This is a genomic window from Porphyromonas levii DSM 23370 (genome assembly GCF_000379925.1).
In the GTDB taxonomy this organism is placed as follows: Bacteria; Bacteroidota; Bacteroidia; order Bacteroidales; family Porphyromonadaceae; genus Porphyromonas_A; species Porphyromonas_A levii.
In genome coordinates, this window is the sequence record NZ_KB904250.1 from 1 (window position 1) to 22,949 (window position 22,949).

22 protein-coding genes and 1 pseudogene are annotated in these 22,949 nt (G+C 47.6%); 9 read left to right on the forward strand and 14 right to left on the reverse strand.

Annotation, left to right across the window (positions count from 1 at the left end; genetic code table 11):
- Positions 1-299: 299 nt before the first annotated feature.
- The 5 genes and pseudogenes from A3GG_RS11920 (at position 300) to A3GG_RS0105040 (ending at position 6,434) form a co-directional block, all read left to right on the forward strand.
- Positions 300-1,166 (forward strand): adenosylcobinamide amidohydrolase, encoded by an 867-nt coding sequence (locus tag A3GG_RS11920; RefSeq protein WP_282705039.1) that lies wholly within the window; start codon positions 300-302, stop codon positions 1,164-1,166.
- 541 nt (positions 1,167-1,707) lie between these two features.
- Complete coding sequence (locus A3GG_RS0105020) at positions 1,708-1,923, forward strand: (4Fe-4S)-binding protein (RefSeq protein ID WP_018358230.1); 216 nt, start codon at positions 1,708-1,710, stop codon at positions 1,921-1,923.
- Positions 1,924-2,017: 94 nt separating this feature from the next.
- Positions 2,018-2,209 (forward strand): annotated as a pseudogene (locus tag A3GG_RS14015) (GNAT family N-acetyltransferase); the annotation flags it as partial.
- A 799-nt stretch (positions 2,210-3,008) separates the two neighbouring features.
- A complete protein-coding gene (locus tag A3GG_RS12820; protein WP_018358233.1) occupies positions 3,009-3,875 on the forward strand; it encodes a GLPGLI family protein in 867 nt (288 codons plus the stop codon).
- 72 nt (positions 3,876-3,947) lie between these two features.
- Positions 3,948-6,434 (forward strand): TonB-dependent receptor, encoded by a 2,487-nt coding sequence (locus A3GG_RS0105040; protein ID WP_026215635.1) that lies wholly within the window; start codon positions 3,948-3,950, stop codon positions 6,432-6,434.
- A 23-nt stretch (positions 6,435-6,457) separates the two neighbouring features.
- On the opposite strand, the gene A3GG_RS0105045 is transcribed toward A3GG_RS0105040, so the two are convergent.
- The gene (locus A3GG_RS0105045; protein WP_018358235.1) at positions 6,458-6,799 is read right to left on the reverse strand and encodes a PAS domain-containing protein; all 342 of its coding nucleotides are present in this window, start codon (positions 6,797-6,799) and stop codon (positions 6,458-6,460) included.
- 132 nt (positions 6,800-6,931) lie between these two features.
- On the opposite strand from A3GG_RS0105045, the gene A3GG_RS0105050 reads away from it, so the two are divergent.
- From A3GG_RS0105050 to A3GG_RS0105065, 4 genes are all read left to right on the forward strand, one after another.
- Positions 6,932-8,053 carry a mannose-1-phosphate guanylyltransferase gene (locus tag A3GG_RS0105050; RefSeq protein ID WP_018358236.1) on the forward strand — a complete coding sequence of 374 codons (1,122 nt, stop codon included), beginning with the start codon at positions 6,932-6,934 and terminating at the stop codon, positions 8,051-8,053.
- A 3-nt stretch (positions 8,054-8,056) separates the two neighbouring features.
- Complete coding sequence (locus A3GG_RS0105055) at positions 8,057-8,791, forward strand: JAB domain-containing protein (RefSeq protein WP_018358237.1); 735 nt, start codon at positions 8,057-8,059, stop codon at positions 8,789-8,791.
- Between the two features lie 15 nt (positions 8,792-8,806).
- Entirely contained in the window at positions 8,807-9,370 is a 564-nt protein-coding gene (locus A3GG_RS0105060; protein WP_026215637.1) for an FHA domain-containing protein, read from the forward strand.
- Between the two features lie 90 nt (positions 9,371-9,460).
- Positions 9,461-12,178, forward strand: a complete 2,718-nt coding sequence (locus tag A3GG_RS0105065) for an outer membrane beta-barrel protein (RefSeq protein WP_018358239.1) — start codon at positions 9,461-9,463, stop codon at positions 12,176-12,178.
- Between the two features lie 84 nt (positions 12,179-12,262).
- On the opposite strand, the gene A3GG_RS0105070 is transcribed toward A3GG_RS0105065, so the two are convergent.
- From A3GG_RS0105070 to A3GG_RS11935, 13 genes are all read right to left on the reverse strand, one after another.
- Positions 12,263-13,279 carry a porin family protein gene (locus A3GG_RS0105070; protein ID WP_018358240.1) on the reverse strand — a complete coding sequence of 339 codons (1,017 nt, stop codon included), beginning with the start codon at positions 13,277-13,279 and terminating at the stop codon, positions 12,263-12,265.
- Positions 13,280-13,291: 12 nt separating this feature from the next.
- Positions 13,292-14,065 carry an ABC transporter permease gene (locus tag A3GG_RS0105075; protein ID WP_018358241.1) on the reverse strand — a complete coding sequence of 258 codons (774 nt, stop codon included), beginning with the start codon at positions 14,063-14,065 and terminating at the stop codon, positions 13,292-13,294.
- Complete coding sequence (locus A3GG_RS0105080) at positions 14,062-14,679, reverse strand: ABC transporter ATP-binding protein (RefSeq protein ID WP_018358242.1); 618 nt, start codon at positions 14,677-14,679, stop codon at positions 14,062-14,064. Before A3GG_RS0105080 ends, A3GG_RS0105075 begins: the two co-directional genes overlap by 4 nt.
- A complete protein-coding gene (locus A3GG_RS0105085) occupies positions 14,666-15,574 on the reverse strand; it encodes an ABC transporter substrate-binding protein (protein WP_018358243.1) in 909 nt (302 codons plus the stop codon). The genes A3GG_RS0105080 and A3GG_RS0105085 overlap by 14 nt, the downstream gene beginning before the upstream one ends.
- On the reverse strand, positions 15,571-16,020 hold the full coding sequence (locus A3GG_RS0105090) for a DUF695 domain-containing protein (protein WP_018358244.1): 450 nt from the start codon (positions 16,018-16,020) through the stop codon (positions 15,571-15,573). The genes A3GG_RS0105085 and A3GG_RS0105090 overlap by 4 nt, the downstream gene beginning before the upstream one ends.
- Positions 16,007-16,915 (reverse strand): hypothetical protein, encoded by a 909-nt coding sequence (locus A3GG_RS0105095; protein WP_033408426.1) that lies wholly within the window; start codon positions 16,913-16,915, stop codon positions 16,007-16,009. Before A3GG_RS0105095 ends, A3GG_RS0105090 begins: the two co-directional genes overlap by 14 nt.
- Positions 16,912-17,616 (reverse strand): MBL fold metallo-hydrolase, encoded by a 705-nt coding sequence (locus A3GG_RS0105100; RefSeq protein ID WP_018358246.1) that lies wholly within the window; start codon positions 17,614-17,616, stop codon positions 16,912-16,914. Before A3GG_RS0105100 ends, A3GG_RS0105095 begins: the two co-directional genes overlap by 4 nt.
- Entirely contained in the window at positions 17,613-18,599 is a 987-nt protein-coding gene (gene hemH, locus A3GG_RS0105105) for a ferrochelatase (RefSeq protein ID WP_018358247.1), read from the reverse strand. The genes A3GG_RS0105100 and hemH overlap by 4 nt, the downstream gene beginning before the upstream one ends.
- The gene (locus A3GG_RS0105110) at positions 18,596-19,213 is read right to left on the reverse strand and encodes a ribonuclease H1 domain-containing protein (RefSeq protein WP_018358248.1); all 618 of its coding nucleotides are present in this window, start codon (positions 19,211-19,213) and stop codon (positions 18,596-18,598) included. The genes hemH and A3GG_RS0105110 overlap by 4 nt, the downstream gene beginning before the upstream one ends.
- The gene (locus A3GG_RS0105115; RefSeq protein ID WP_018358249.1) at positions 19,214-19,870 is read right to left on the reverse strand and encodes a thiamine diphosphokinase; all 657 of its coding nucleotides are present in this window, start codon (positions 19,868-19,870) and stop codon (positions 19,214-19,216) included.
- Positions 19,867-20,448 carry a nicotinamide riboside transporter PnuC gene (pnuC, locus tag A3GG_RS0105120; RefSeq protein WP_018358250.1) on the reverse strand — a complete coding sequence of 194 codons (582 nt, stop codon included), beginning with the start codon at positions 20,446-20,448 and terminating at the stop codon, positions 19,867-19,869. Before pnuC ends, A3GG_RS0105115 begins: the two co-directional genes overlap by 4 nt.
- A 262-nt stretch (positions 20,449-20,710) precedes the next feature.
- Positions 20,711-21,034, reverse strand: a complete 324-nt coding sequence (locus A3GG_RS11930; protein ID WP_428829141.1) for a four helix bundle protein — start codon at positions 21,032-21,034, stop codon at positions 20,711-20,713.
- A gap of 228 nt (positions 21,035-21,262) precedes the next feature.
- A complete protein-coding gene (locus A3GG_RS11935) occupies positions 21,263-22,924 on the reverse strand; it encodes a FimB/Mfa2 family fimbrial subunit (RefSeq protein WP_018358252.1) in 1,662 nt (553 codons plus the stop codon).
- Positions 22,925-22,949: the final 25 nt, after the last annotated feature.

Here is a 22,949-nt window from a genome sequence, read left to right on the forward strand (position 1 = left end):
ATTACGCTCGCATCTACTCCTTTATGGCCACCTGCGATGAGGCAGGAGTCAACTTCTACGATTGGCTACTAGCAGTCCTTCCAAAGCTCCCCAAGATAGGCGAGCTCACAGAAGACGAAATAATCAACCTCCTCCCAGGTCACATAGAAGTCTAACTCAAAAAGACACCGAGACACAAAATAGACTGTAGGTACCAAATCGTACCTACAGGCTATTTTATTCTCTCCTTACGCGCCCGTTTTGGGAGAGTTACCCTCTACAATTACACCTATGCCCACTCTCCTCTTGTACAGAATAAGGTGGTATGCAAAATGGAGAGCCCAAACCTCCAAAGCCACTACGCTCGCCTTACTCAAGAGCTGGGGCTACCAGTGGAGACAACAGCTGGCATGGGGACAGCTGCACTCCTCGAAGATGCGGCACTATGCACTAGCTCCTTTGAGAATATCCACCTCAGCACCATCGTCACAGCAGGAGTAGACCATAATGGCGGACGTGCTGGCGACCCTCCCTCATACGACGAGTTTACAGGAGAGAATCTACCGCCATCTGGCACCATCAATATCATGCTTTTCATCGATGCCCACCTACCAGCAGGCACCGCTGTCCAAGCTATTATTACCGCCACAGAGGCCAAGAGTGCAGCACTCCAAGAGCTACAAGCAGGCAGCCTGTATTCCAGCGGTATTGCTACTGGCTCGGGCACCGATACGATTATGGTGGTGACACGCCCCGATGCCTCCGACACCCTGTACGATGCAGGGCACCATTCTCGGCTGGGTTCTACCATCGGGCAATTGGTAAAACAAGCCGTAAAGCAAGCTCTAGGGCACCACGATAATGGTATGACCCCCTCCCGACAAGCTAGTTTACTCTGGCAAGGTTTCCGCCATGGTATCACCTTGGCAAGCCTCTCTTCTGAATCCCAACGCCTTTATGGAGACCTTCCAGGCCACCTCCAGGTAGAGCAAATACTTAAAGACCCACAGATACTCGCCTACTGTGCCCCCTTGCTCCACCTCCGCGACCAATACGATTGGGGTATCCTCAACGAAAAACAGTTTGCCACCGTTTACCGCCAATACCTCCACCACTTCTGCCAAGCCTACCAACTCCCTATCACGGACAACCTCCTCTCTGCGCTCGCCCACCTCAACCACAGATAGTCCCTACCTCCTATTCAGGAAATCTCTGACCATACATCTCCAAATTGTACTCAGGAGAGCACCCACAGCGGCTCGCGCAACTAGAGAAATTTATTTCTAGGAATAAATTTATTTTTCTGTACAAATAAAAATATTTATCTCTAGGAAAAGTTTTATTTGTTCCTAGGAATAAATTTGGCTACTATGGCTACCTCCGTTGTGCGCTCGCCAGAGGCACAAACAATAGGAAACGTATTCAATGATCATATAGGATTAACGGGGAATAATTTTGGGCGTATAGCTCAAAAAATATACACAGGTCGAGCGATGCGATAACCTGTGTAAGGGATGGTTTCCACATCCCACGACCTTTTCGTGTTTAGCAAAAACTCTTTCTTGGCATCGAGTGTTATAGAATAAAGGAACCCTCTATGGGACAATAGTGTAGTCATAGTAGGATTTTTGTTAGTATCAAAAAGCGTTATATTTGTGTGAGTCGTAGGTGCTTAATGCTGCATGAGCGCTAAGTGCCAGATTTCTAATACAAAAAAAGAGAGATAATATGGGAAAAGTAAAAGAGTACAAAAACGATGAGATAACTGTGTACTGGGATGCGGAGATATGCCAGCATGCGGGCAAGTGTGTAGCGGGGTCAGCCGCGTTTAACGTAAAAGCCCGCCCTTGGATTGACTTATCTAAGGATAGTTCTGAAAACCTAATGAGAGTAATTGACTCCTGTCCTTCAGGGGCATTAAAGTATAAGAAGAATAACGAGTAAGACCGATTATGGTAGAGATTGTATTTGAGAGCGACAACAAAAGAGCCACAGCCTATGACGAAGGCAAATTCGTTGGTGAGAGTACCTTTCAGCATCACAGAACCTCTGGATTATCGACCACACGTTGGTAGAGGAAGAATATGGAGGTCAGGAGATAGCTACAAGATTAGTCGAAAAGATCGTCCAAGAAGCTAGAGCCCAAGGGATAAAGATAATTCCTCTTTGCCCTTTTGCGAAGAGAGAGTTCGATCATAAAGAGGAGTACAGAGATGTCTTAGCAAGATAATCATCCGTAATACCACAAAGAGCTCAGTACCAACGTGCACCCAATAGATCTTAAGGCCTAGCTAAGAAATACTAGTATGTCCAAAATGTGAACACTATTTAGAGCATTAGAGTCTTGTATATAGCCCCTTATATTTTGATCTTTTTATATACTTCCATAAGTCTTCCTACAGAAGTTCCGCAGAGAACTTTTAGCACTTCCTCAAAAGAGGATAAGACTCAATTCTACACAGATTTATTTAGTGAAAGAGGAAAACGAATGCAAATACTGAAGATGCTACATAGGAGCATTGGCTTTTGAGGTAGTCATACTTAGGTCACTGCGAAATATTTTTTATTGCAGAGCCCTTGCATATCTATAATTTTTGTTACATTTGCGAAGAAGTTCTGAGTACTGATTCAGGCGCTTCATTTTTTATTAACCCATTTATAACAAAAAGTATAAAACGACTACTATTACTAGGAGCAACATCATTATTGTTTGCGTTGAATTCAGGTGGGACACCCTCGACAGAAAACAACGTCATTAAAGTAGAGACATCATGTGGAGAGGAGACTTAGCTATTTATCGAAAAAGGGACTGAAATAGATCAAGTTCTTGAAGATGTCAAAGCAATAGAAGAGCTCCTTTGTGGTGAAGATAAAGTGCAGTAACCTAGACCGTAATCTTATTGCGCTTGTGATGTATAGCTGAGTCACAGACTCTGCTTGTAAAGTAATTAGCCCCATCGTATTTGATTGTTTCAAAGATAAAAGATTCGATGGGACATTTATAGTAGCTTTAATCTCCATACATAAATATGATTAACAATAGAAGTTATCTAATATTACTCGTCGCCTTATTCCTGTCTTGTGGGACTGCTTCTGCACAAAATATCGATGCCCCCTGGCTAACGAGGAAGAAACTAGAGTCAACACCCATAACCATTCATGACAAGAGCCACTTGCGGGTCTTTTATCAGCTATTCTATAGACCTGACCATAATGCTAAAGATGTCAAAAAAGAGGTGCTCACCACCTTGCTGGTAGGAGATAAGGCTCTTATGTATGAGGACTACAATAGTCTCAGAGAGGACTCATTAATGAGTGCCTATGTGAAGCAAGGCAAAACAGTTGGAGAATTCATGGAAGCTGCTATGCCGCTTAAGGTTAAGTATAAGGATAAGGTCATTATTCTACTAGACAAGAGCAAAATAGTATATGCACTCAATTCTGTACCCTTTAATAAGTACTATTATGAGGAAGCTATTCCCAACTTTGACTGGCAACTCCTAGATGAGACCAAGACTATTTCAGGCTTGAAGTGTCAGAAAGCCAAGATGAGTTTTAGGGGCAGAGATTATGAGGCTTGGTACAGCACTGAGGTTGCCCTGCCTTATGGACCATATAAGTTTGGCGGACTACCAGGGCTGATCGTGGAGATTTATGATATCGATATGGATTATCAATTCACTTTGGTAAAGATAGAACAGGGGGACTTAGGCGATGAGATAGGGATGAATTATGAGAATAATAGACTCATCAAGACCTCAAGAGTCAACGCCATGAAGGCTCTAGAAAATTATAGGAACAATCCAAGTAAAACGATGTCTCAAAGGGTAAAGACCGTGGATGGCAAACCTGCGAAGGTCAAGACATTACCACACAATCCTATTGAGCTAGAGTAAAATTAATTTTTCGTGCTACGATTCATTCAATTACTCCTCTGTCTGGTACCGATTGTTGCTTCAGCGCAAAGCGTGAAACTGCAAGTTATCGTATCAGAAGCAGTAACTAATGCGCCCATAGCATCGGCTATCGTAACAAGCTATGATAACAATGGGAAACAATTGGGCTATCACCTGACCAATACCTCTGGTATAGCCGACCTTATGCTCTTACCACAAGTGCACACAATCAGAATCCGAAAGATGGGCTACAAAGAAAGAGAGGTAGCTCTATCGGATATACACAAAGGCATACTCCGGATAACCTTAGAGGAAAAGACCGAACTACTGCCTGAATTTGTCTTTCGCATTCCTGCAATAGAGCGAAAAAGCGACACGATTGTCTACAATGCAAGTTCCTTTATCTCCACTCAAGACACTTACTTGCGTGATCTACTAGAGAAACTTCCTGGAGTGCGCATCAATGAGAGCGGTATTGTTTACTATCAAGGAGAACCTATCAAGAGGTTTTATATTGAAGGCAAAGACTTGCTCGGAAGCCAATATGCCCAAGCTACCAATAACTTATCGGCGGATGTGGTCTCCAAGGTAGAGGTATTAGAGCATCATCAAGATGTAAAGATACTACAAGGCATAGTACCAGAAGAGCGTAGCTCTATGAATATCATCCTCAAGGACTCCTATAAGGTGCGACCATTTGGCTACCTTGAAGGGGGAATGGGATATAAACCAACCCTCTACGAAGCCAAGGCGAATGCTACGAAAATAAGTAAATCACCATTGCAGTACTATATTTTTGGTTCGGTGGACAATTACAATGCCGAAAATGCCGATGCCTCTCTAAGTCTCAATGTCTCCGAACTCAATAGCCTGATACCTCAAAAAGGCAAGCTGTCATCCACGGGCATAGGAGGAAAGCCCATTGGGACTCAGCACTATGCCAGCAATAAGAGTTGGCAAGCCTCTGCCAATGGTCTTTTGAGTTTTTCCGAAGACGCACAGTTGAGAATCAATGTAAAAGGGAACAACGACTGGATAGGGGCAGAAGAGCAGCAGAGAGAGTACTACAAGGAGCTTGACGTAAGATTGGAGGAGAGGAGTAAGAACCAGACCAATCAGGTGGGATTTAAGCCGATCATTGTTTACGAACTTAATAGCAAACAAATACACTTGAGCAATAAGCTCATGTCAGATATCGGTAGGAATAAAGGGTTTAGACATGTGGTTGGGGATAGGAGAGAACTAAGATACACTCCAGAGAGTAGGTATTGGTGGGTGCAAAACAACCTCAATACGACTTTCCCTATCAGTAGAGAGAGGTCACATCTCGGCAATTTTTACAGCAAAGTACTCTATGGAGAGACGACAGATCATCTGGGCATAGATAAGCTTGACCACCCTCTTTTCCAAAGTGAGTGGCAAGCATCTCATGGGTTTAGCGCAGATTTTACATTGCCTATATCTGCCCGACTAGATTTGTCTGTAGACGACCATTTCTATTATCGCCGCTACCAAGTAGAGAGACTAGAGACTAGAGTATTACACAATGAACTAGAGGTCTCGCCAAGAGTGTCCCTTCTGTTCGATAGGAAGCGTGGTCATCTGAGTGTAGGAGTAGACCTCCAACATACACTACAGAACATCTCTGAAGTGGCGACTCATCTGTGGGCGCTCTCGCCTAGTCTCCGCATGAGCTATAAGGGGAGAAATGGCTGGGAATACCTCCTCAGTAGTTCATATAGAAACCATCTACCTTTGGGCAGCAGTTACTTCCCTATGGCTTATAGTCTGAGCCACAGAGTGCAGTCCATAGACTACTTAAAGAGTTACCGGACGAGACAATGGAACACTTATGCGAAGCTATCCTACAGTGACATCATCAATTATGTATTTGCCACGCTCAACCTAAGATATACGAATACTTGGAGCCCTATAGTGCGCGACATATCACTCTCTTCCGATGCTGCTACTATTATCTCCTCCTCGCTATACAAAGGGCACTCTCAGAGTGTAACTAGCGAGATTAAGCTCGATAAATCATTTAGCGACTACGGCGTTAATATCATTTTCGATGGCTCTATCAATCTTGCATCCATACCTTCCTCACTTAATAAGAACGTGACTCAAGGCTACTACCATAATTACATGGCGCAGCTTGAACTCGTATACACCCAGATTGAATGGCTTTCTCTTTCGGGGAAACTATCTTACAACTACGGACAGGCGAAGCGAGGAGAGAGGGATGGCTGGAATAAAAGTACACAAATCAGAGGCGACATATCGGCTCTATTCTCTTTGTCAAAGCAAATGAGCTTAGCTTGGAACTATGAATGGAGTCACTTCTCTCAGGAGCTCAATAGGACGCTTCCCGACTTTCACCTTATGAGTTTGTCACTAGATTGGAAGGCGAGCAAGAAGCTCAAGTTCTTAGTGGAGTGTAACAACCTATTGAATAGCAATGACTACATCATACGTACTAACACGCCCATAGAGGAGCGAACAACCCTTCTTCAACTCCGACCACGGAGCATTTTCCTTAAACTCCATTGGTCGTATTAGTGTGCCATAAGGTTAGTAGAGGATTACTTCTTAGGCTGGCGTACGTAGTGAGGCATCTCTTGTGGGATAACCATGGAGAGCTCAATAAAGCCTGCATAAGCGCCATCTTTATACCAAGGTATTTGGTAGATCAGCTTTCTTCGCTCTCCCTTAGTGATGGTATACACGTGCTTCTCTTCCGCCTCCATAAGGTGCTGTAGTAGGGAGCGGGCTGGTTCGGGGTGGCAATCGAGCACATTGGCGCCTATGAGCGATTGCCCAGGCTTGAGGTTGACCTCCCTCGACTGCCCATTCATCTCAATAATCTTACCCTCCTTATCACAAATGGTAACGGCGATGTCCGCTTCTTCGAAATATGGTATCATATAGTACTTATTATGTATGTTATTATTAAATGTATAGTGCAAATGTAGGGATTATTGGTGATAAATGGTATCTTTGTGGGAGCGGGCAAGGGAGGAATAAGCCCCATTGGTATCCAAATTGACCTATAGAATATGATGAGTATGGCTCAGGCAGATAATCTCTATTGCGTAATATTGGCAGGCGGTGTAGGGCGTAGGTTTTGGCCCTACAGCAGGAAGAGCTATCCAAAGCAGTTTCTAGATTTTTTCAATTCAGGAAGAAGTCTATTACAGACCACTGCTCGGAGATTTGAGAAGCTATTGCCCGTAGAGCGTATCATGGTATCTACTAACGAGAGTTATAGAGATATTGTTCGAGAGCAATTGCCCTATCTTCCAGAGGAGAATATTCTCTGCGAACCGAATCCCCGTAATACAGCATGTGCAATAGCAAGTGTAGTGAGGCATATCCATGCGCTCAACCCCGATGCAGTAGTAGCCATTACGCCTTCAGACCATTTAGTGACAGACGAGATGGTATTTTGCGAGCGGGTACAGCAGGCATGGGGGGATGCGCTACAGCATGATATGATTGTGACGATAGGTATCAAGCCCACGTATCCCGAGGTCGGTTATGGCTATATCCAAGCTGAGACCGAGGAGACTACGGAGCGAGGACTGCAGGAGGGGTGCTGCCAGCCGGTAAAGACCTTTATAGAGAAGCCAAACGCCGAGATGGCTAGGGTGCTAGTGGAGAGCGGAGAGTTTTACTGGAATGCAGGTATCTTTGTAGCCAAGACGAGGGTAATCATAGAGGAGGTGAAGGCGCATGCCAAGGAGATAGCTGAGCGGCTCTATGCTAAGCCTGAGGTGTGGGGAACACCCGAGGAGTACCACTTTGTTCAGGAGACCTTCCCATATTGCCCTAATATCTCTTTCGACTATGCTGTGATGGAGAAGTCGCAACGGGTGATGATGATTACGGCAGACATGGGTTGGACTGATGTGGGCACTTGGTCTTCGACCTATAGGCTCACGGAGAAGGATGCCAATGCCAATGCCTCAGTAGGCGAGCATAAGCATATTTACAATGACAGCCAAGGCAATCTTGTGGTAACAGATACGCCAGATAAACTAGTGGTGCTACAGGGTATTCGGGATCTCCTCGTGATAGAGAAAGGAGATGTCTTACTTGTGTGCAGAAGGGGCGAGGAGAGCAAGCTCCGCCAGGTAATCCCAGAGATACGAGGTCTAGGAGATCATTATATAGACTAAGCTATGGCGGAGGAGAAGAGCTATCCACTGGATAGCGTCCGTATGACTGATATTCAGGAGTCCGAGCGTCCGAGAGAGAAGCTCTTGACAAATGGTGCTCGTTCACTCACCAAGACAGAGCTCCTAGCGATACAGATAGGCACGGGGCGAGTAGGAGTGAATGCTCTGGATATGGCTCACCAACTACTGGAGCAAGCGAATTACAACTTCTACACCCTCTATTGTATGCTGACTAGTGGTCTAGAGGTAGGGGTAAAGGGATTAGGTCCTGCGAAGATGGCTAATATTCTCTCGTGCCTCGAAATAGGCTATCGCATGAAAGCAGACAAGCAGATGGTAGAGAGCGAGGGGCAACAACTGAACAATAGTGATAAGATTTATAATTATATCTTCCCTGAACTTTGCGACCTTCCTCACGAGGAGCTTTGGCTGATATTCCTAAACCAGCAGGGGGTAACCAAGTCCAAAGTACGTATAGCGGTAGGTGGTATCACTTCTTCTACCGCCGACCTGAGGGTGATCTTGCGTACCGCACTCCGTATGGGACAGCCTGCGATAGCTTTAGTGCACAATCACCCTGGGGGTGGATTGGAGCCTAGCAGGGACGATGACCAGCTTACAGAGCGCCTATATAAGGCGTGTCGATTGATTGGGATTACACTGCTAGACCATCTGATCTTTACTGATCATGGGTACTACAGCTACTTTAATAATAGTCGTTTTGACAACTGGATTTAATTAGGTGATTATTCTATGAAATATGAAGTATCTTGCCCTTATTGCGGGGCAACGCTAGTGGGGTCTATGCCGAAGGATAGTGCGGGTAGCCTGAGGATAATTTGCGATGAATGCAAGCAGCCTGTGGTGGTGTACCAAACAGCTGCCGAAGCGCTCCAGCATCGTGAACGCGGGGTGAAGTCGGTAAGCATTGAGGGAGCACAGTTCGATAAGGAAACAACCTATCTAGAGATTATTGAGACAGAGTTTACCAAGCCTCAGAACCTGAGAATACCTGAGGGTAAAAGCCTATTTGGGCGTTTCAATCCCAAGAGTACGGCACAGCTACAAGTGCTGACTGCCGACCCTAGTATTGACCGCCAGCATGCCTATTTTATGCTGAATAAGAAGGGGAAGTTAGAGGTGATGGACAACGATAGTATGACGGGCACTTTCGTAAATGGTGGAGAGATAGGCAAAGGGGAGCGTCGTCGTCTTGCTAGTGGTGATGTGCTTACCTTTGGGGCAACTACAGCTATCGTTCATCTCGCAGGAGAAGAGGCTAACGAGGATGAGGCGGACTACTTCCTAGGTCTGTAGTCCTGATACATAACACCTAAGATTAAACGAATAGACCTGTTCTTTGTCTTATTGTTGAAACGTATTTGAAAATCAAATTAGTATTAACTGATGAGGCAATGGTTATTGGTGGTAGCGAGCTTGCTCGTAAGTATAGGGGCAGCCGCACAGACCACGCATTCAATTAGTGGAAAGGTCTTAGAGAAGAAGACAGGAGAGACTGTGATAGGGGCTGCGGTACGGGTGCTAGCTGTGTCCGACTCTACTTTTGTGAAGGGCGCTTCGACGGGCACTTCAGGAAGATTTAATATCACGGGAATCAAGGATGGTAAGTATATCCTCCACGTAAGTTTTATGGGCATGCAGCCCGTCTACCGTAATTTCACAGTACACGGAGCGAATTTGACGGTACCCCAGATAGAACTGGATGAGGCAGTTACCCGATTAGCCGAAGTACAGGTGACGGCTCAGGCCAACCCTATTACCGTAAAGCAAGACACCATCCAGTTTAATGCCAGTGCCTTTAAGACCCGCAAGGGTGCCAATCTAGAGGAACTTCTTCGCCGCATCCCAGGCATGGAGGTGGACGAAGAAGGTAAGGTAAGTTACAATGGAGAGTCCATTGAGCGCATAGAAATGGATGGGCGGGACTTCTTCAGTAACGACCCCCAGATGGCTACACGTAATCTTCCCTCCGATATGATTAAGAATGTGCAGGTCGTGGATAAGAAATCGGAGGAGACCCGTCTTACCGGTATGAACGATGGGGAGAAGGTTAAGGTACTTAACCTCCAGATTAAGGAAGATAAGAAGAAGGGAGTCATAGCCAACGCTACCGCTGGCTATGGTACTAAGGATCGCTATCGGGGCAATCTGATGATGAATATCTTCAATAAGGATGCCCGATATACCGTAATCGGGGAACTAAATAACACCGATGGCGTACGGAGAGGCAGGGGCGACCGTGTCACCCGACGTATCGGTGCCAATTATGACGATGTCTTGCTCAATAAAACCCTCAAGATAACTGCCGAGGCGTCTCTGGACAGTAGGGATAATATCAATAGCGGAAGGGTGCGTACGGAGCAGCTTCTAGGTGGTGAGCAGAGCAATATAGAGAACGAACAGAACTATAGCTTCAATCGCAACCAAACGGCAGGTGCCAATAGCCGAATAGAATGGAACCCTTCTAAAAATACCATGTTAATCTTCGAGCCATCGGCAGAGTACAACTGGGGAAGGGGCAATGACAATTCAAGCTTTACCACAGTCAATAACGGCGGAGATAAGATTAACGAAGGTACTTCCGATAACTCTACTCAAAACCATGGCTATGAACTGGGTGGACGTCTCCACTTTAGTCACACTTTCAATGAGCCAGGACGTAATATATACACACAGCTCTTTACAAACTACTCCAATAATAGCGGGGATGGATACAACCGCTCCACTACTCATTTCTATAATGGGAGGGGAGATCAGATAAGGGATCAGTACAACAACAAGTGGAACAATAGCCTACGCATGGGCTCTCGTATCATGTATCTAGAGCCCTTCAGTGAGCGCTGGGCTGTCCAGCTAGGCTATCATTTGGACTATAATAAGCGGGCAAGCGACCAATCCACCTACAACAAGGATACCAGTGGTGCCTATACGCTCCTCGATACCGACTACTCCCGTGGTTCTCAGAACACCTCTCTCTCGCATCGCTTACAGGCGAGGCTCAGGTATAGCTTCGGGAAGAGCAGTATCTCGGCAGGATTCGGAGCCAATCCTACCTATACACATACCATAGCCACTCAGGGGAGAGAGGTGACGTTCGATAAGGATAGGACGGTATGGAACTTCTCCCCTAGTCTGATCATGGATATACGCCCTTCCGACTCGTTGGTGTTCAACCTATTTTACAATGGTCGTACTAGCCAACCAAGTATGGAGCAGCTCAACCCCGCTACCATCATTCTCTCCCCATTGGCACAGATTAAGGGTAACCCCGACCTACTGCCCTCTTTCTCCCACAGCGTATGGGTAAGTACCAACTTCAATAGGCGCTTAGCTCGCCAGAGCTTTAACCTCAATGGGCAATGGAGCTACACTCAGAATGGTGTTGCCACCAAGCAAACCATCGACCCAGCTACAGGTATGCGCAGCACCACCTACGAGAATATCGATGGCAATCAAATGCTCCGCGCCGGCTTTATGATCAATACCCCTATAGGCGGTCCTCGCTCCAAGTGGACGAGCTTCACCTTTGGGCATATAATGTACACCAAAGACAAGGGGTTCGTCAATGGCGAGCTCAATACCGCCAATGTATGGTACCCCAACCTCTCCCAGCGCATCTCTTGGAATGGCTCTTGGCTTCAAGCCTCAGTGGGAGGCTTCCTATCCGTTCAGGATGTAACAAATAGCTTCTCCACACAGCTCGATAGGCGCACTTGGGATTATAACACCTTCGGAGAAGCAATTATCTCTATCCCAGGTAACATCTCCCTCAATACCAAGCTCACCTACCAGGATGCCAAGGGGTATGACGATGGTATCAAGCGTAACTTCTGCCTATGGGATATCTCGGCTAGCTGGTCTTTCTTGAAAGAGAAGAATGCGATGATTGAACTATCAGTATACGACCTATTGCAACAGCGCACTAATTTCCAGCGCCGTATCTCGGCTAATAGTATTGTGGATAGGGAGTTCAATGGCATCACGTCTTATGTAATGCTCTCCTTCACCTACCGTTTCAATAATATGGGTGGTGGCGTATCTATGGACGGGAGTCAGAGACGTGGCAGAGGATTCGGCTTTAACGGGGGTCGCGGTCGAAGGTAATAAGGTCTGCTCATCTAATGGAATTGCCCCCGGCTTGTATTCACAACAAGTCGGGGGCAATTCTGTAAGATACAGTGCGTGGAATCAGAATGCGAACTGTAGCTGTGCGCGGAGTAGATGCCCCTTCTGCCCCAAGTGCATACCCTCGGTAGGTAGCGTATAGGTATAGAAAAGCTGAGCACGGCAATTGCCATAGAACCACTTATTGACACCTAGTGTAGCACTATAGAGGGCTGCATCCTTAAGGCTCATGTCTGTCTTCAGGTAATCGCCACTGAGTACAACGTCGTACCGCTTAGGCAGGTGCACAGTAGCCGTGAGGTACGCACCCATACCCGCTACGCTATTGTCCTTACCATACATATATTCAGCCATTACACTGATAGGCTCATAGTCGGCAGTCACACCAGCACTTACCCTATGGCGGGTAAAGAGGCTGCCCGCATCTATTCCCTTAGCAGCCCCCATAGCTATCTGCTTACCTCCCATGTACGAAGTGTGTAGCGCTATGCCCTGGAGTGGACGTACATAGATTGAGCCAGCAAAGGTCTTGCCGAGCTTGATATCTCTGGTATTCATCCCTCTACCATTGAGCATCATCAGGCGATAGGAAACCACCCTATCCCATAGATCACCAGATAGATCAATACCTATATCACGTCCCGATGTGCCAGAATACAGAGGATCCATTCCGATACCAGCAAAGTATACAGTAGGATTAGAACCTCCTGCGGCAGTCGGATTGAGGAATGGCGCTACCTGATTCTCGTGAGCGAATGGGGTCTTGAACTGTCCCATCTTTACCTTCAACTCAGGCATAAAGGTGTATTGCATATACATATCCTTGAGCATCACATGTCCATTAAACTGGAGGGTTACAGCGACCTTCCACTTGTCCGTAATGTCTGCCATACCAAGGAGCTCTAGCCTAGGGATAAAGAATGAGCTCGTAGTATTGCCCTTTTCAGGCGTCGCTAAGTCTGCGCTCATCATACCATAGCCACCGAAGGTAATCCTGTCGGCAAAGGTTTCGCGCTTCTGTGCTACTGCCGAAAGGGTAACGCATAGAGCTACAAGAGCAATCGTTATAATCCTTTTCATAGAAAAACTAAATTAATTGTTTTGGTGATAAATATTAGGCTCCCGCCATCGGCAGAGCCATAGTTCTAATATGTCTGTCAATACAAATAGGATGAAGCCCGCGATACTCAGTACCACGATGCCACCATACATATCTAGGTAGTCGAACCTCATCCAAGCATCGATAATGAAATAGCCCATACCCTTATCGGTACCATAGGTCTCGGTAACAAACAGCACCGATATGGCGGTGCCAATAGCTACTCTGAGGGTGGAAAGGATATCGGGGAGTATGGCGGGCAATAGCAGGTGTCGGAAGAGCTGCCACTGGCTCGCACCCAATGAGGTGGTAATCAGGTAGCTCTCCCTAGGGATATTGGCAAGGCTATCTCGGATATTCACGATGACTTGGAAGAGTATGATCAATACAATCATCGTGACCTTTCCCCCATCGCCAAGCCCAGCTATTAGCATCACAATAGGCAGAAGGGCGAGCTTGGGGATAGGATAAGCGAGATAGGTAAAGGCACTCATCATACGCCCCAACCCTTGCCACCGATGCATAACCCACGCAGTAATGATGCCTAGGATAAGGGCTATAGGTAGACCTATAAGCAGGCGCCTAAAACTGGCACCCAAATGAGCACCCATACCGCTAGTGAGTAGCTCGGGTATGTGAGTAAAGACCCTGTGAGGTGTCGCAATCACTCGCTCACCTAGCAATAGGTAGCCTGCCAACCATATTAGGTTGATAAGCAGCGCCCCCACAATGATGCGGTAAAGTATCTTACGTCCGTCTATCCTCATGGCATGCGTTGTACCCTATCGGTGAGTGTCTCTATCTCCTGAGGGTTATGGCTCACGAGTATAGTCGTTACCCCTAGTTCTTTTTGGAAGGAGCGGAAGAATGCCCGCCCCTTTTCTGCCGTCTCTATATCCAGTGCAGAAAATGGCTCATCCATGAGCAGCAGATCGGGCGACTGTACAAAGGCTCTTGCCAATGCCACACGCTGTTTTTGCCCTCCGGAAAGCTGGCTGGGATACCTCTTGAGTAGGTGACCTACCTCTAGCTGCGCCACAATCTCAGGAAGCTTACTGGCTCTCGGACACGCTTTGCCAAAGGCTTGGGGCAGTAGGATATTCTCCCTTACGCTCTTCCATGGAAGCAGACCAAAGTGCTGGGGCACTAGTGCGATCGAATGGTGCTTGGGATTGGGGCTTTCTCCGTTAATCAGTACCTCACCCTTATAGTCTTGCAATATTCCTGAGAGAATATGGAGGAGGGTGGACTTGCCGCTGCCCGAAGCGCCAACAAGTCCAAGCACCTCCCCATCAGCCACAGAGCAGGTCAGCCCCTCTATCGCTTGGGTAATGCCTTCACGGCTTTGGTAGAAGTAAGATAAGTCCTTAATAGATACCACTGTACACCAGACCTTCTCCCTCGTACTCTACTGGCACTAGTGCTCTCGCTTTGAGCCACTCTATAGTCTCTTTTATCTCCTTCTGGCTAGGCTGCTCGGCATGCCTATAGGTAGGCAATACCACCTGGCTCACCAGCTCTGCGGGGATACCTGCATCCTCTATCAGGATTTCCTGCCACTCTTCCCGAGGATGGCTATTGATATAGTCTACAGCAAGGTTGTACGCTGTCATCAGTGCCTTGATTGCTTCACCCTTTTCGGTAAGTGCCTTTTGGCTAAAGATAGTACCCGTAACCGAAATACCTAGGTCACGAGTAGAACTGAGCGATACAAATCCCTTTGCCTTGGAGATGGTGATGAATGGGTCGGGGAATACCGAAGCATCTACCTCACCGCCTACCATCATCTCCATCCTAAGCGGAATCTTATTCACCTCGGGCTTCTCTACCTCCTCAGGACTAAGACCCGCAACCTCTAGCATCTTATCTGTAGCGTACTCGATCACCGTGTTGCGGGATACAGACACCTTCTTTCCCTTTAGCTCTGCCATAGATGCCAGAGAAGGCTGTGCCATCATCTCGAAATAGCCATCGTGCTTCACCACAAGCGCAAGAGGCAGACCAGCGGCATGCTGTATGGCTGCCCCAGTGTAGTCGGTTACGGTGCCATCAACCTGTCCGCTACGGAATGCGGCATCGCGATCATTGGCAGAGAAAAACTTCACAATCTCGAGATCCACTCCTAGACTATCGGTGTAGCCGAGCTCCTCCGCTAGTACATAGGGGATGTAGTCGAGCGAAGACATCGCCCCTACTTTTAGCACTTCGCTTTTCTTCTCCTCTCCTCCGCACGCTGCTAAGAGCAGTGCTAGGGTTACGAATAACACTTTCTTCATACTTCGTTCTCTTTATTGATAAATGGAATTACTTCACTAAAGGCTTCGCCCTCACGATCCTCTTCGGCATAAAATGCTAGAGGGAATAGAGGGAGTTCGGAGAGCGCCTCATTGAGGGTCTCCTGAAATGCAGGGAGGTTGCGGGTATAGAAGCACCAGAGACGCTCTCCCTCGCCAGTCAATTGGTAAGCGAGGAGTGCCAGATTGTTTTTCTCTAGTGCCGGGATAAGGGCTTCCTCTAGAGTGCCCATTTGCTCTGTTACATCGTCCGAAGGCATACCCGACTTATCACCTTCGTAGCTCCAGGTCATATCTACGCGGATGGGGTATTTCCCCTCTGCCAGCGCTCTCGGTAGCTCATTGCGTACCTGTAGAAACCTCATCATACGCTCGTCTCGCTCTCCTGCGAGATACACCGAGGTCATATCTTTACTAATTCGTGCCATTGTGTCTTCTATAAGCTGCCAACTCTAGCGAATTGATAACATTTTGGGTGATTATATACAGTGTGGGGAAAAAGGCTATCTCGGGATCTAAGAAGGTTATCGCTAGCCAGATGGTGAATACCGTATTCTTCTGACCAAGGGTCTGCCGACCGTTTACCACTCGTTCGCCTGTCCATGACGCGCAACGCCCACCTAGGAAGTAGAGCGCCAAGGTGGTCATCGTGGTGATGAGCATGAGTAGACCTGTGTACCTGATGGTAAGCTGTTCGCTAACGACAAAGGTATGTACAGCGCTCGACATAAGTACCATGATATTGAAAGCCCATATCCAGAAGGTCCAGCTACTTAGCTTCGCTATGCGGTCGTGTACCTTGGGCAGCGCATACCTCAAGGTCCACACAATCACGAGCGGTAGTACCAGTAGCGCCGACACTTTGCCAAAGATGGCGAGTACCATGGACCAGTAGCTGCCCCCCATATCGGGATGGACAGCTCCAATGAGTACTGGACCGATAAGGGCTATGGCAATATTGCTGACAATCATGTAAGTAGTGACGAAGGCTATATTGCCCCCCAGCATCCCCGTAATCACCGCAGCCGCTGTAGCTGTAGGTGTGAGGATAAGAGCCGACACGCCTATGGCTATCAGGCGGTCAAAAGGTTCAATCACGAAGTACGCTAAGATGCCTAGCACCCATTGGACGGCAAACATGATGCCATGGGTGTACTTCAGCCTTATCTCGCTCGGCTTTATCTTGGTATACGAGAGAAAAAGCATCAGGAAGAGAGTATAGGTACAGAGGGGTGCCAACTGCCAGAGCCAAGGGTAGAAGATAGCGCCTAGTACCATCGCCCAAAATAGGGCATAATCTTTGATCAACTTCGTTAGTTTCATACCAATACGCTAGCCACCGAGGTCTGTGGTAATAATAAGGTAATACCATGTGCTCTGCAGAGGGCTTCTAGTTCTTCGGGGTCTAGTGTCCCATTGAGGTGCATGGGCGCTAAGTACTTCACGGTCACTACTGCGAGAAGCTCGCGAAGCCCCTTTAGATAATCTCTACCCAAGCGAAGGTCGGTAGGGAACATCAGTAGGTCGAGTGCCTCAATGGAGGTAGTCAACCGCCGTAGCTCTCGCTGCCACTGTGCTTCATAGAGCTCTACGTACTCTTCATCTGCCTCTTCATTCCAGTGCCAGTTATTGAGGTCTCCTGCATGGAAGAGCTGTAGCCCATGCACCTCTACATAGAAGCTACCACCACAGTCGGTGCTCCCCAGTGCTTTTACCCGAAGCACACCATCGGTCCACTCTTCTTCGGTCTCTAGGAATACCACCTCTTCACGTGCCACGACCTCTTCTAGCTCTCTGTGGAAAATATACTGCACACCGCCCCCATGTTGGGCGAACTGAGGACTAAATAGGACAGGGGAGTAATGATCACCATGGGAGTGCGTAGCCATAATATACAGGCGTTTCTCGCTGTATTGAGCAAGGAGGGAAGCCACCTCGCCCTTGCCATAATAATCCCATAGGATCATGGCATCGGTGCCGACCCACAGGTAACTGCTGTGGTGTATAAAATAAAGCTGACTCATGGTGCTATCCATCTTTCTACATCTGTGGTGGAATGATTGATCAAGTCTACAATGGCTCTTGCCATAGTATGCGAAGCGTTGGGGCATGGGACTAAGGTAAACTGGTCGCCTGCCCACATTGCTTTTAGGTGCATACCGATCTCCCAAGTAGTCTCTAGTCCATCGCAGACGAAAGAGGGACATACCACAGCCACTTTCTTATGTCCTTCACTGGGCAGATGTGCCAAACGCTCTTCTAGGGTTGGCGATAACCATTTAGTACTTCCGAAGCGAGACTGATACGCTACCTCGTGGGTGAGCTGGAGCGACTTCACCCAAGGGTGCGCCATCAGTAGGCGTGTAGTCTCGTGGCACTGTCGCTCATAGTCTTTCTCTATATTCCCTAGATAGGGCTTTGCCTGAGCTAGTGGGATGCCGTGGTAGGAAAATACCAAGTGAAAGCCCATCGGTACGGATTGGGACACCTGTTCGGCTAGAGCCTCTATATATATAGGGTGATGGTAATAGGGTGCTACGGACCTAAGGGCAAACGTGTACGCTCCCTGCTGCCACACCTCCATGGCATGGGCAATAGCACTCTCGTAGCTACTCCTCGCATAGTGCGGGAAGAGCGGTACCAATACCACCTCTTCGCACCCACGTTGGGCAGCCTTATCAAGGGTGCGCTTTAGCGAACCCTTTTGGTATCTCATGGCTGTAAAGGTAGGCACTCCGCTGATGCGTTGAACCTCTCGAACGAGTTCGACCGATCTGAGCACAAGCGGTGCTCCCTCTTCTTCCCAGATGAGTGCATACTTATCCCGTGTCTTGGGTGCCCTACGAGGCACTATAATGCCCTTCACGAGTAAGATTCTAAGTACAGAAGGGAGGTTGATGATCCGCTTATCTGTGAGGAACGCCTCTAGGAAGGCACGCACATCACTGAGCGCCAAACTCTCTGGCGAACCCGTATTAATTAGTATGATAGCTCTTTTCATCATCATTTTCTACCATAGTCTGCAGGTATCTCGCCCCACTCTTTGGTCTCCCACTTCCTAATAGAGTAGACCGAGAGGTCGTTCTCATCCAACCATTGTTTAGCGCGTTGGAGCACCTGATAGAGTTCCAAGGTCTGTTGCTCAAAAGGAAGGGTTGTCTTATAATGGTGCTTCCGCACCCACGACTGTGCGGTCATACTATCGGTATAGATGGGCACATAATAGTTGTGCTGTTTCATCCAAGCCATGGCATGGACAATGGCGAGGAATTCGCCTATATTATTTGTCCCTACTGGGTACACCTTGCTACTGAAGACAATATCGCCCGTCTCTACCCATACCCCACGGTATTCCATAGGACCAGGGTTCCCCGTAGTAGAGGCATCCACCGCTATAGCACTCTGGTCTATCGTACTGCTGCGCGAAACTATTTCTGGCTCGCCCTCCCCTCGTGCTGCTTCGGGATGCTCGAAGAGCTCCTCTGCCTCGGCTCTTGTGATTCCCTTAAAACTCTTGTACTTAGGACGACTGTAGTGCATTACCTGTGCCTTACACTCTGCCCAAGTATCATAAATACCTGGTTGGTGCCCCTCCCATACAATATAGTATTTCTGCGCCATTTAGTTTCTCTTCTCCGTGGATACAAAAAATAGTGCAACTCCTTCGCTCCAAAGCTCTACCCTAGACTGGGTCACTTGGTTGAGCGTCGCTTGCCAGAGTGCGGTAAACACTCGGTGCTCAAAAGGATAGGCCACGCCTCGTGCACTCATCGGCTTGGGCTCCACAGCAAAGAGAGAGAGCTCTCGCCCCATCTCGGTCTCTAGTACCACTGTCCCGCAGAAGGGCATCATAATACCGAACGGACTGTAGAGGCGCACCTCCGCACCGCTCTTATAATAGTCGGGCAGCAAAAAGATATTCCCTAGGGTATGATCCTCGCGCCTACCGGTTGCCCCTACAATAGCAATCTCGTGCCATCCTTGCGCAAGGGCATAGGTCACTGCCTTGGTAAGATCGTTGGTCTCTTGCTCTTCTACTTTCGTGAAAGGCGCACCTATCCGCTCCAAGTCGGCAGGGTTCACCGAGTCACCATCCCCTATCACCATGTCGGGACAGCGGTCGGAGAGTTCTAGATAGCGCTCTAGTGCCCCATCGCAGACCACAATATGCTGAGCCACTTCGATAAGGCGAAGGGTCTCGGCATCCTCATAAAGGTCACCGTGGGCGACCACTAGCGCAGTAGGAATATAGGGGAGACAAAAGTTGATGGTCTTCATGACTGTATGTGCATCATGCGTCGCCAATTAAAGTAACCAGCAATGGCGATAGCAGTGTAGAGGGTAAAGAAAATACCTGAGATAGTGAAGCCTTGGACAAAGTAGAGGCAACTATAAATAACATTAGAGAGGATCCAGCAGTACCAGTTCTCCATATACTTCTTAGCGAGCAACCACATGCCCACGAAGCTTACCGAAGTAGCGATACCATCCCAGTAAGGGAAAGGACTCTGCATAAACCTATCGTAGGCAGGGGCAAGCAGCAGCGCAAGTGCTACAGCAATAGCCACCACCCACAAAAGCGTCCGCTTACCAATAAAGGAGATAGGGCGCTCGGCATCAGTAGTCCCCTCTTTTTTGTGTTTGAGCCACTCCCTCCAACCCCAGACACAAGCGATGATATAATAGATATTGACCAAAACATTACCGTACACCTCACTGTGCCACGAGATGTATATCCAGAAAAGCGGTAGCACAATGCCCACAGGCCATAGCCACACACTCGCCTTCAGCTCCAACCAGACATATATCAGCCCTATAGTAGCAGCGGCTATCTCTATTACTTGCATCCAATCCATTGCGAATAGTCTATCACTTATAGCCCACAAAGTTACCATTTTTTTGCAGAGCCACCGCCCTCCCTAGCCATCAGTAGTAGCCCGGTGGTGCCGCGCAGCCGACATCTGCTCCCTCATCCCGCCTTCCTTCAAAAACTGCTCCTTCTGTCGCTCAATGAATGTTGCACGAAGTGCCATTCTCGCCAATTTGCAAGCAAATCGGCTGAGACGTTGCACGGTGGTGAAATACAAGGCACTGAGACTGAGGCTGACGGAAGCGTACTCACGTACGTGACCGAAGCCGAATGTCGAAAGTAACGCAGTAGTTCGCCACCGTGCAACAGTCTCTATATCGTGGATGCTCCAATCCCCATTGCTCCAAACCACGCACCCTGAGGTAATCCTCATAATCGATGAGCAACTCCTCCAAACTCGCCTTAGCTACATTGGTGAGCTTAATCTCGGTCTCCCGAGAAGTAGTAGCCGCCTCGCTCCCCTCCGCTATATTCTGCTTACCTGAGCGTGCAGCCTGCACCATCTGATCCACCGTACGATCGCCCCACCCTAGGAAACGCTTCGTAAAGTGAAACGTGATATCATACACCACCACAGACACCCTGTAAGCCTTGAGCTTACGATAACCCCCTCTATTTGAAAAAAGTCTCCTTTATAATGAAGAAGTTACAAAACAAATGTAACTCTCCTTACGCGCCCGTTTTGGGAGAGTTACTCTACACTTTCTGAAAGAGGACAATCAAAAGAACCAAAAAGGAGTGGCGCTACGGTTCTCTCCCGAAGCGCCACTCCCATCTCTAAGAATCTATTACGAAATCAACTATCGGTACCTGTTTGTTATCTGTACATTCTTTTCCTTAAAGTAACCCTCCACGCACTCCACCTTGATGGTCTCCGCAGAATTGCTCTTGTTGGACTTGAAGTTGTAGGTGAGTTGTCTGTTATCAGAAATGCTTGTCACGATAACTTCATAGAAGGTCTTATCACCCTTTCGACCATAAGAGAACCCTTGGTTGCCTGATGGGTAGAAGTTCTCGGTATAGAATCTAAAGGTGATGGGCAAAAGCTCCTTCCTAAATTCCTCTGGAATCTTCAGGGTAAGGGTCAGAGGTGTATCCTGAGTTTTATTGATAGTTGTATACTCTGGTGTAACTGTCAAGTCAAACTGTGGTCTCACCTGTATACGAACTAAGCGCTTCAGCTCAGGGTTATCCTTGACCCCAATGATCAACTCTGACGTCAGACTACCACCGTTAGCTGGTTTCTCTTTAAGAGGCACCTTAATATCCCCATTATCGTTAGTAGGTTCTCCGCTAATTGAACCACTTTCTGAATTTGTCCACTTAAAAGTGAGCTTAGAATTATCAGTCGTATATGTATTATTATTAGGATAGAAATCTACATGGAAAGTCAATTCACGCTTGCCATCCACGACTGCGAAGAAAGTCTTGTCCCCTTTTACAACTAGCGTACCTGCACCATCGGAGAAGGTAGGGAAGCTTTGGATTTCCTCTGAGAGTGCCAAGTTATTAGCCGCTAGACCCTTTAATGCTTCTTCACGAGATTTGTACCCCTTAGCACGTACATCATTGATCGTAACCTTATAAAAGTGGTTGCGGAGGATATCATACCTTACCTTATCGGTATTCACAAAGTCAATCTTGTAATAGCACTCCTCAGGAGATAGCATTCCTTCACCTTTGTACGTGCCTTTGACAATTAGGCACGAAATCTCTTTTGCATCGGCATTCTTGCGCTCGTAACCGTAGTGATACTGGCCTGCATCAGCTTTAAGCCATTGACCATCTTTATCGTAATTTATTAGAGAAGCTCCCGCAGGCTCGGTAACCGCTCCCTCTGTAAATTCCTTCTTATCTGGGTCAAAGGGTGCGATAGAGCCCTTGTCGTAGGTGCGGTAGAGAGCGTAGGTGACGTCAGTCAGCTTGCTGGTAGCTTCACCAGTAATCACTAACCTAAATTTCGCCATGTTACGTAGTACTTCTATAGTGCCTAGGTCAGAATATTTTTTAATTTCTTGATCATACTTCTTACGTCCCCACATGGTCATTACATTACCATCTGAGGTGCCATCGATAGAGAAGAGCACATCGGATTCGTTTTTACCGATAAGACTGGTGACATCGTCGCCGAGAGACTTATTGGCTACGAAGTGGATGATACAGCCATCAGGGGCTGGTGTCATCTTAGCCTCGTAGGTATAGGTCTTATTGTCAGTGGACTTGATGTTCTCAGCTTTGGCACGCTCGAGGAAGTGACCATCCTTATCGAAGACCCATAGTTCGAGTGTTTCGATCTTATTCTCATCGATACCTACAGCACGTGAGGTGGTGAAGTTGGGAACATCCACGCCAAAGCGGATAGTGACCTTCTCAGAGTCCTTAGGGGATAGAGCGGTATCGCGCATCGTACATGCTCCGAGCAGTAGTGCCGTTAGCATGAATAGTAAACTTATCTTCTTCATAATCTTTACTTCTCTTATTCCGTCC

Coding starts and splice junctions, on each gene's coding strand:
- A3GG_RS12820 (WP_018358233.1), top strand. CDS start 3,009: ATGATTAACAATAGAAGTTATCTAATATTACTCGTCGCCTTATTCCTG.
- A3GG_RS0105115 (WP_018358249.1), bottom strand. CDS start 19,870: ATGAAGACCATCAACTTTTGTCTCCCCTATATTCCTACTGCGCTAGTG.
- A3GG_RS0105060 (WP_026215637.1), top strand. CDS start 8,807: ATGAAATATGAAGTATCTTGCCCTTATTGCGGGGCAACGCTAGTGGGG.
- A3GG_RS0105075 (WP_018358241.1), bottom strand. CDS start 14,065: ATGAGGATAGACGGACGTAAGATACTTTACCGCATCATTGTGGGGGCG.
- A3GG_RS0105095 (WP_033408426.1), bottom strand. CDS start 16,915: ATGAAACTAACGAAGTTGATCAAAGATTATGCCCTATTTTGGGCGATG.
- A3GG_RS0105045 (WP_018358235.1), bottom strand. CDS start 6,799: ATGATACCATATTTCGAAGAAGCGGACATCGCCGTTACCATTTGTGAT.
- A3GG_RS0105110 (WP_018358248.1), bottom strand. CDS start 19,213: ATGGCGCAGAAATACTATATTGTATGGGAGGGGCACCAACCAGGTATT.
- A3GG_RS0105020 (WP_018358230.1), top strand. CDS start 1,708: ATGGGAAAAGTAAAAGAGTACAAAAACGATGAGATAACTGTGTACTGG.
- A3GG_RS11935 (WP_018358252.1), bottom strand. CDS start 22,924: ATGAAGAAGATAAGTTTACTATTCATGCTAACGGCACTACTGCTCGGA.
- A3GG_RS0105065 (WP_018358239.1), top strand. CDS start 9,461: ATGAGGCAATGGTTATTGGTGGTAGCGAGCTTGCTCGTAAGTATAGGG.
- A3GG_RS0105100 (WP_018358246.1), bottom strand. CDS start 17,616: ATGAGTCAGCTTTATTTTATACACCACAGCAGTTACCTGTGGGTCGGC.
- A3GG_RS0105090 (WP_018358244.1), bottom strand. CDS start 16,020: ATGGCACGAATTAGTAAAGATATGACCTCGGTGTATCTCGCAGGAGAG.
- A3GG_RS0105070 (WP_018358240.1), bottom strand. CDS start 13,279: ATGAAAAGGATTATAACGATTGCTCTTGTAGCTCTATGCGTTACCCTT.
- A3GG_RS0105055 (WP_018358237.1), top strand. CDS start 8,057: ATGGCGGAGGAGAAGAGCTATCCACTGGATAGCGTCCGTATGACTGAT.
- hemH (WP_018358247.1), bottom strand. CDS start 18,599: ATGATGATGAAAAGAGCTATCATACTAATTAATACGGGTTCGCCAGAG.
- A3GG_RS0105050 (WP_018358236.1), top strand. CDS start 6,932: ATGATGAGTATGGCTCAGGCAGATAATCTCTATTGCGTAATATTGGCA.
- pnuC (WP_018358250.1), bottom strand. CDS start 20,448: ATGGATTGGATGCAAGTAATAGAGATAGCCGCTGCTACTATAGGGCTG.
- A3GG_RS0105085 (WP_018358243.1), bottom strand. CDS start 15,574: ATGAAGAAAGTGTTATTCGTAACCCTAGCACTGCTCTTAGCAGCGTGC.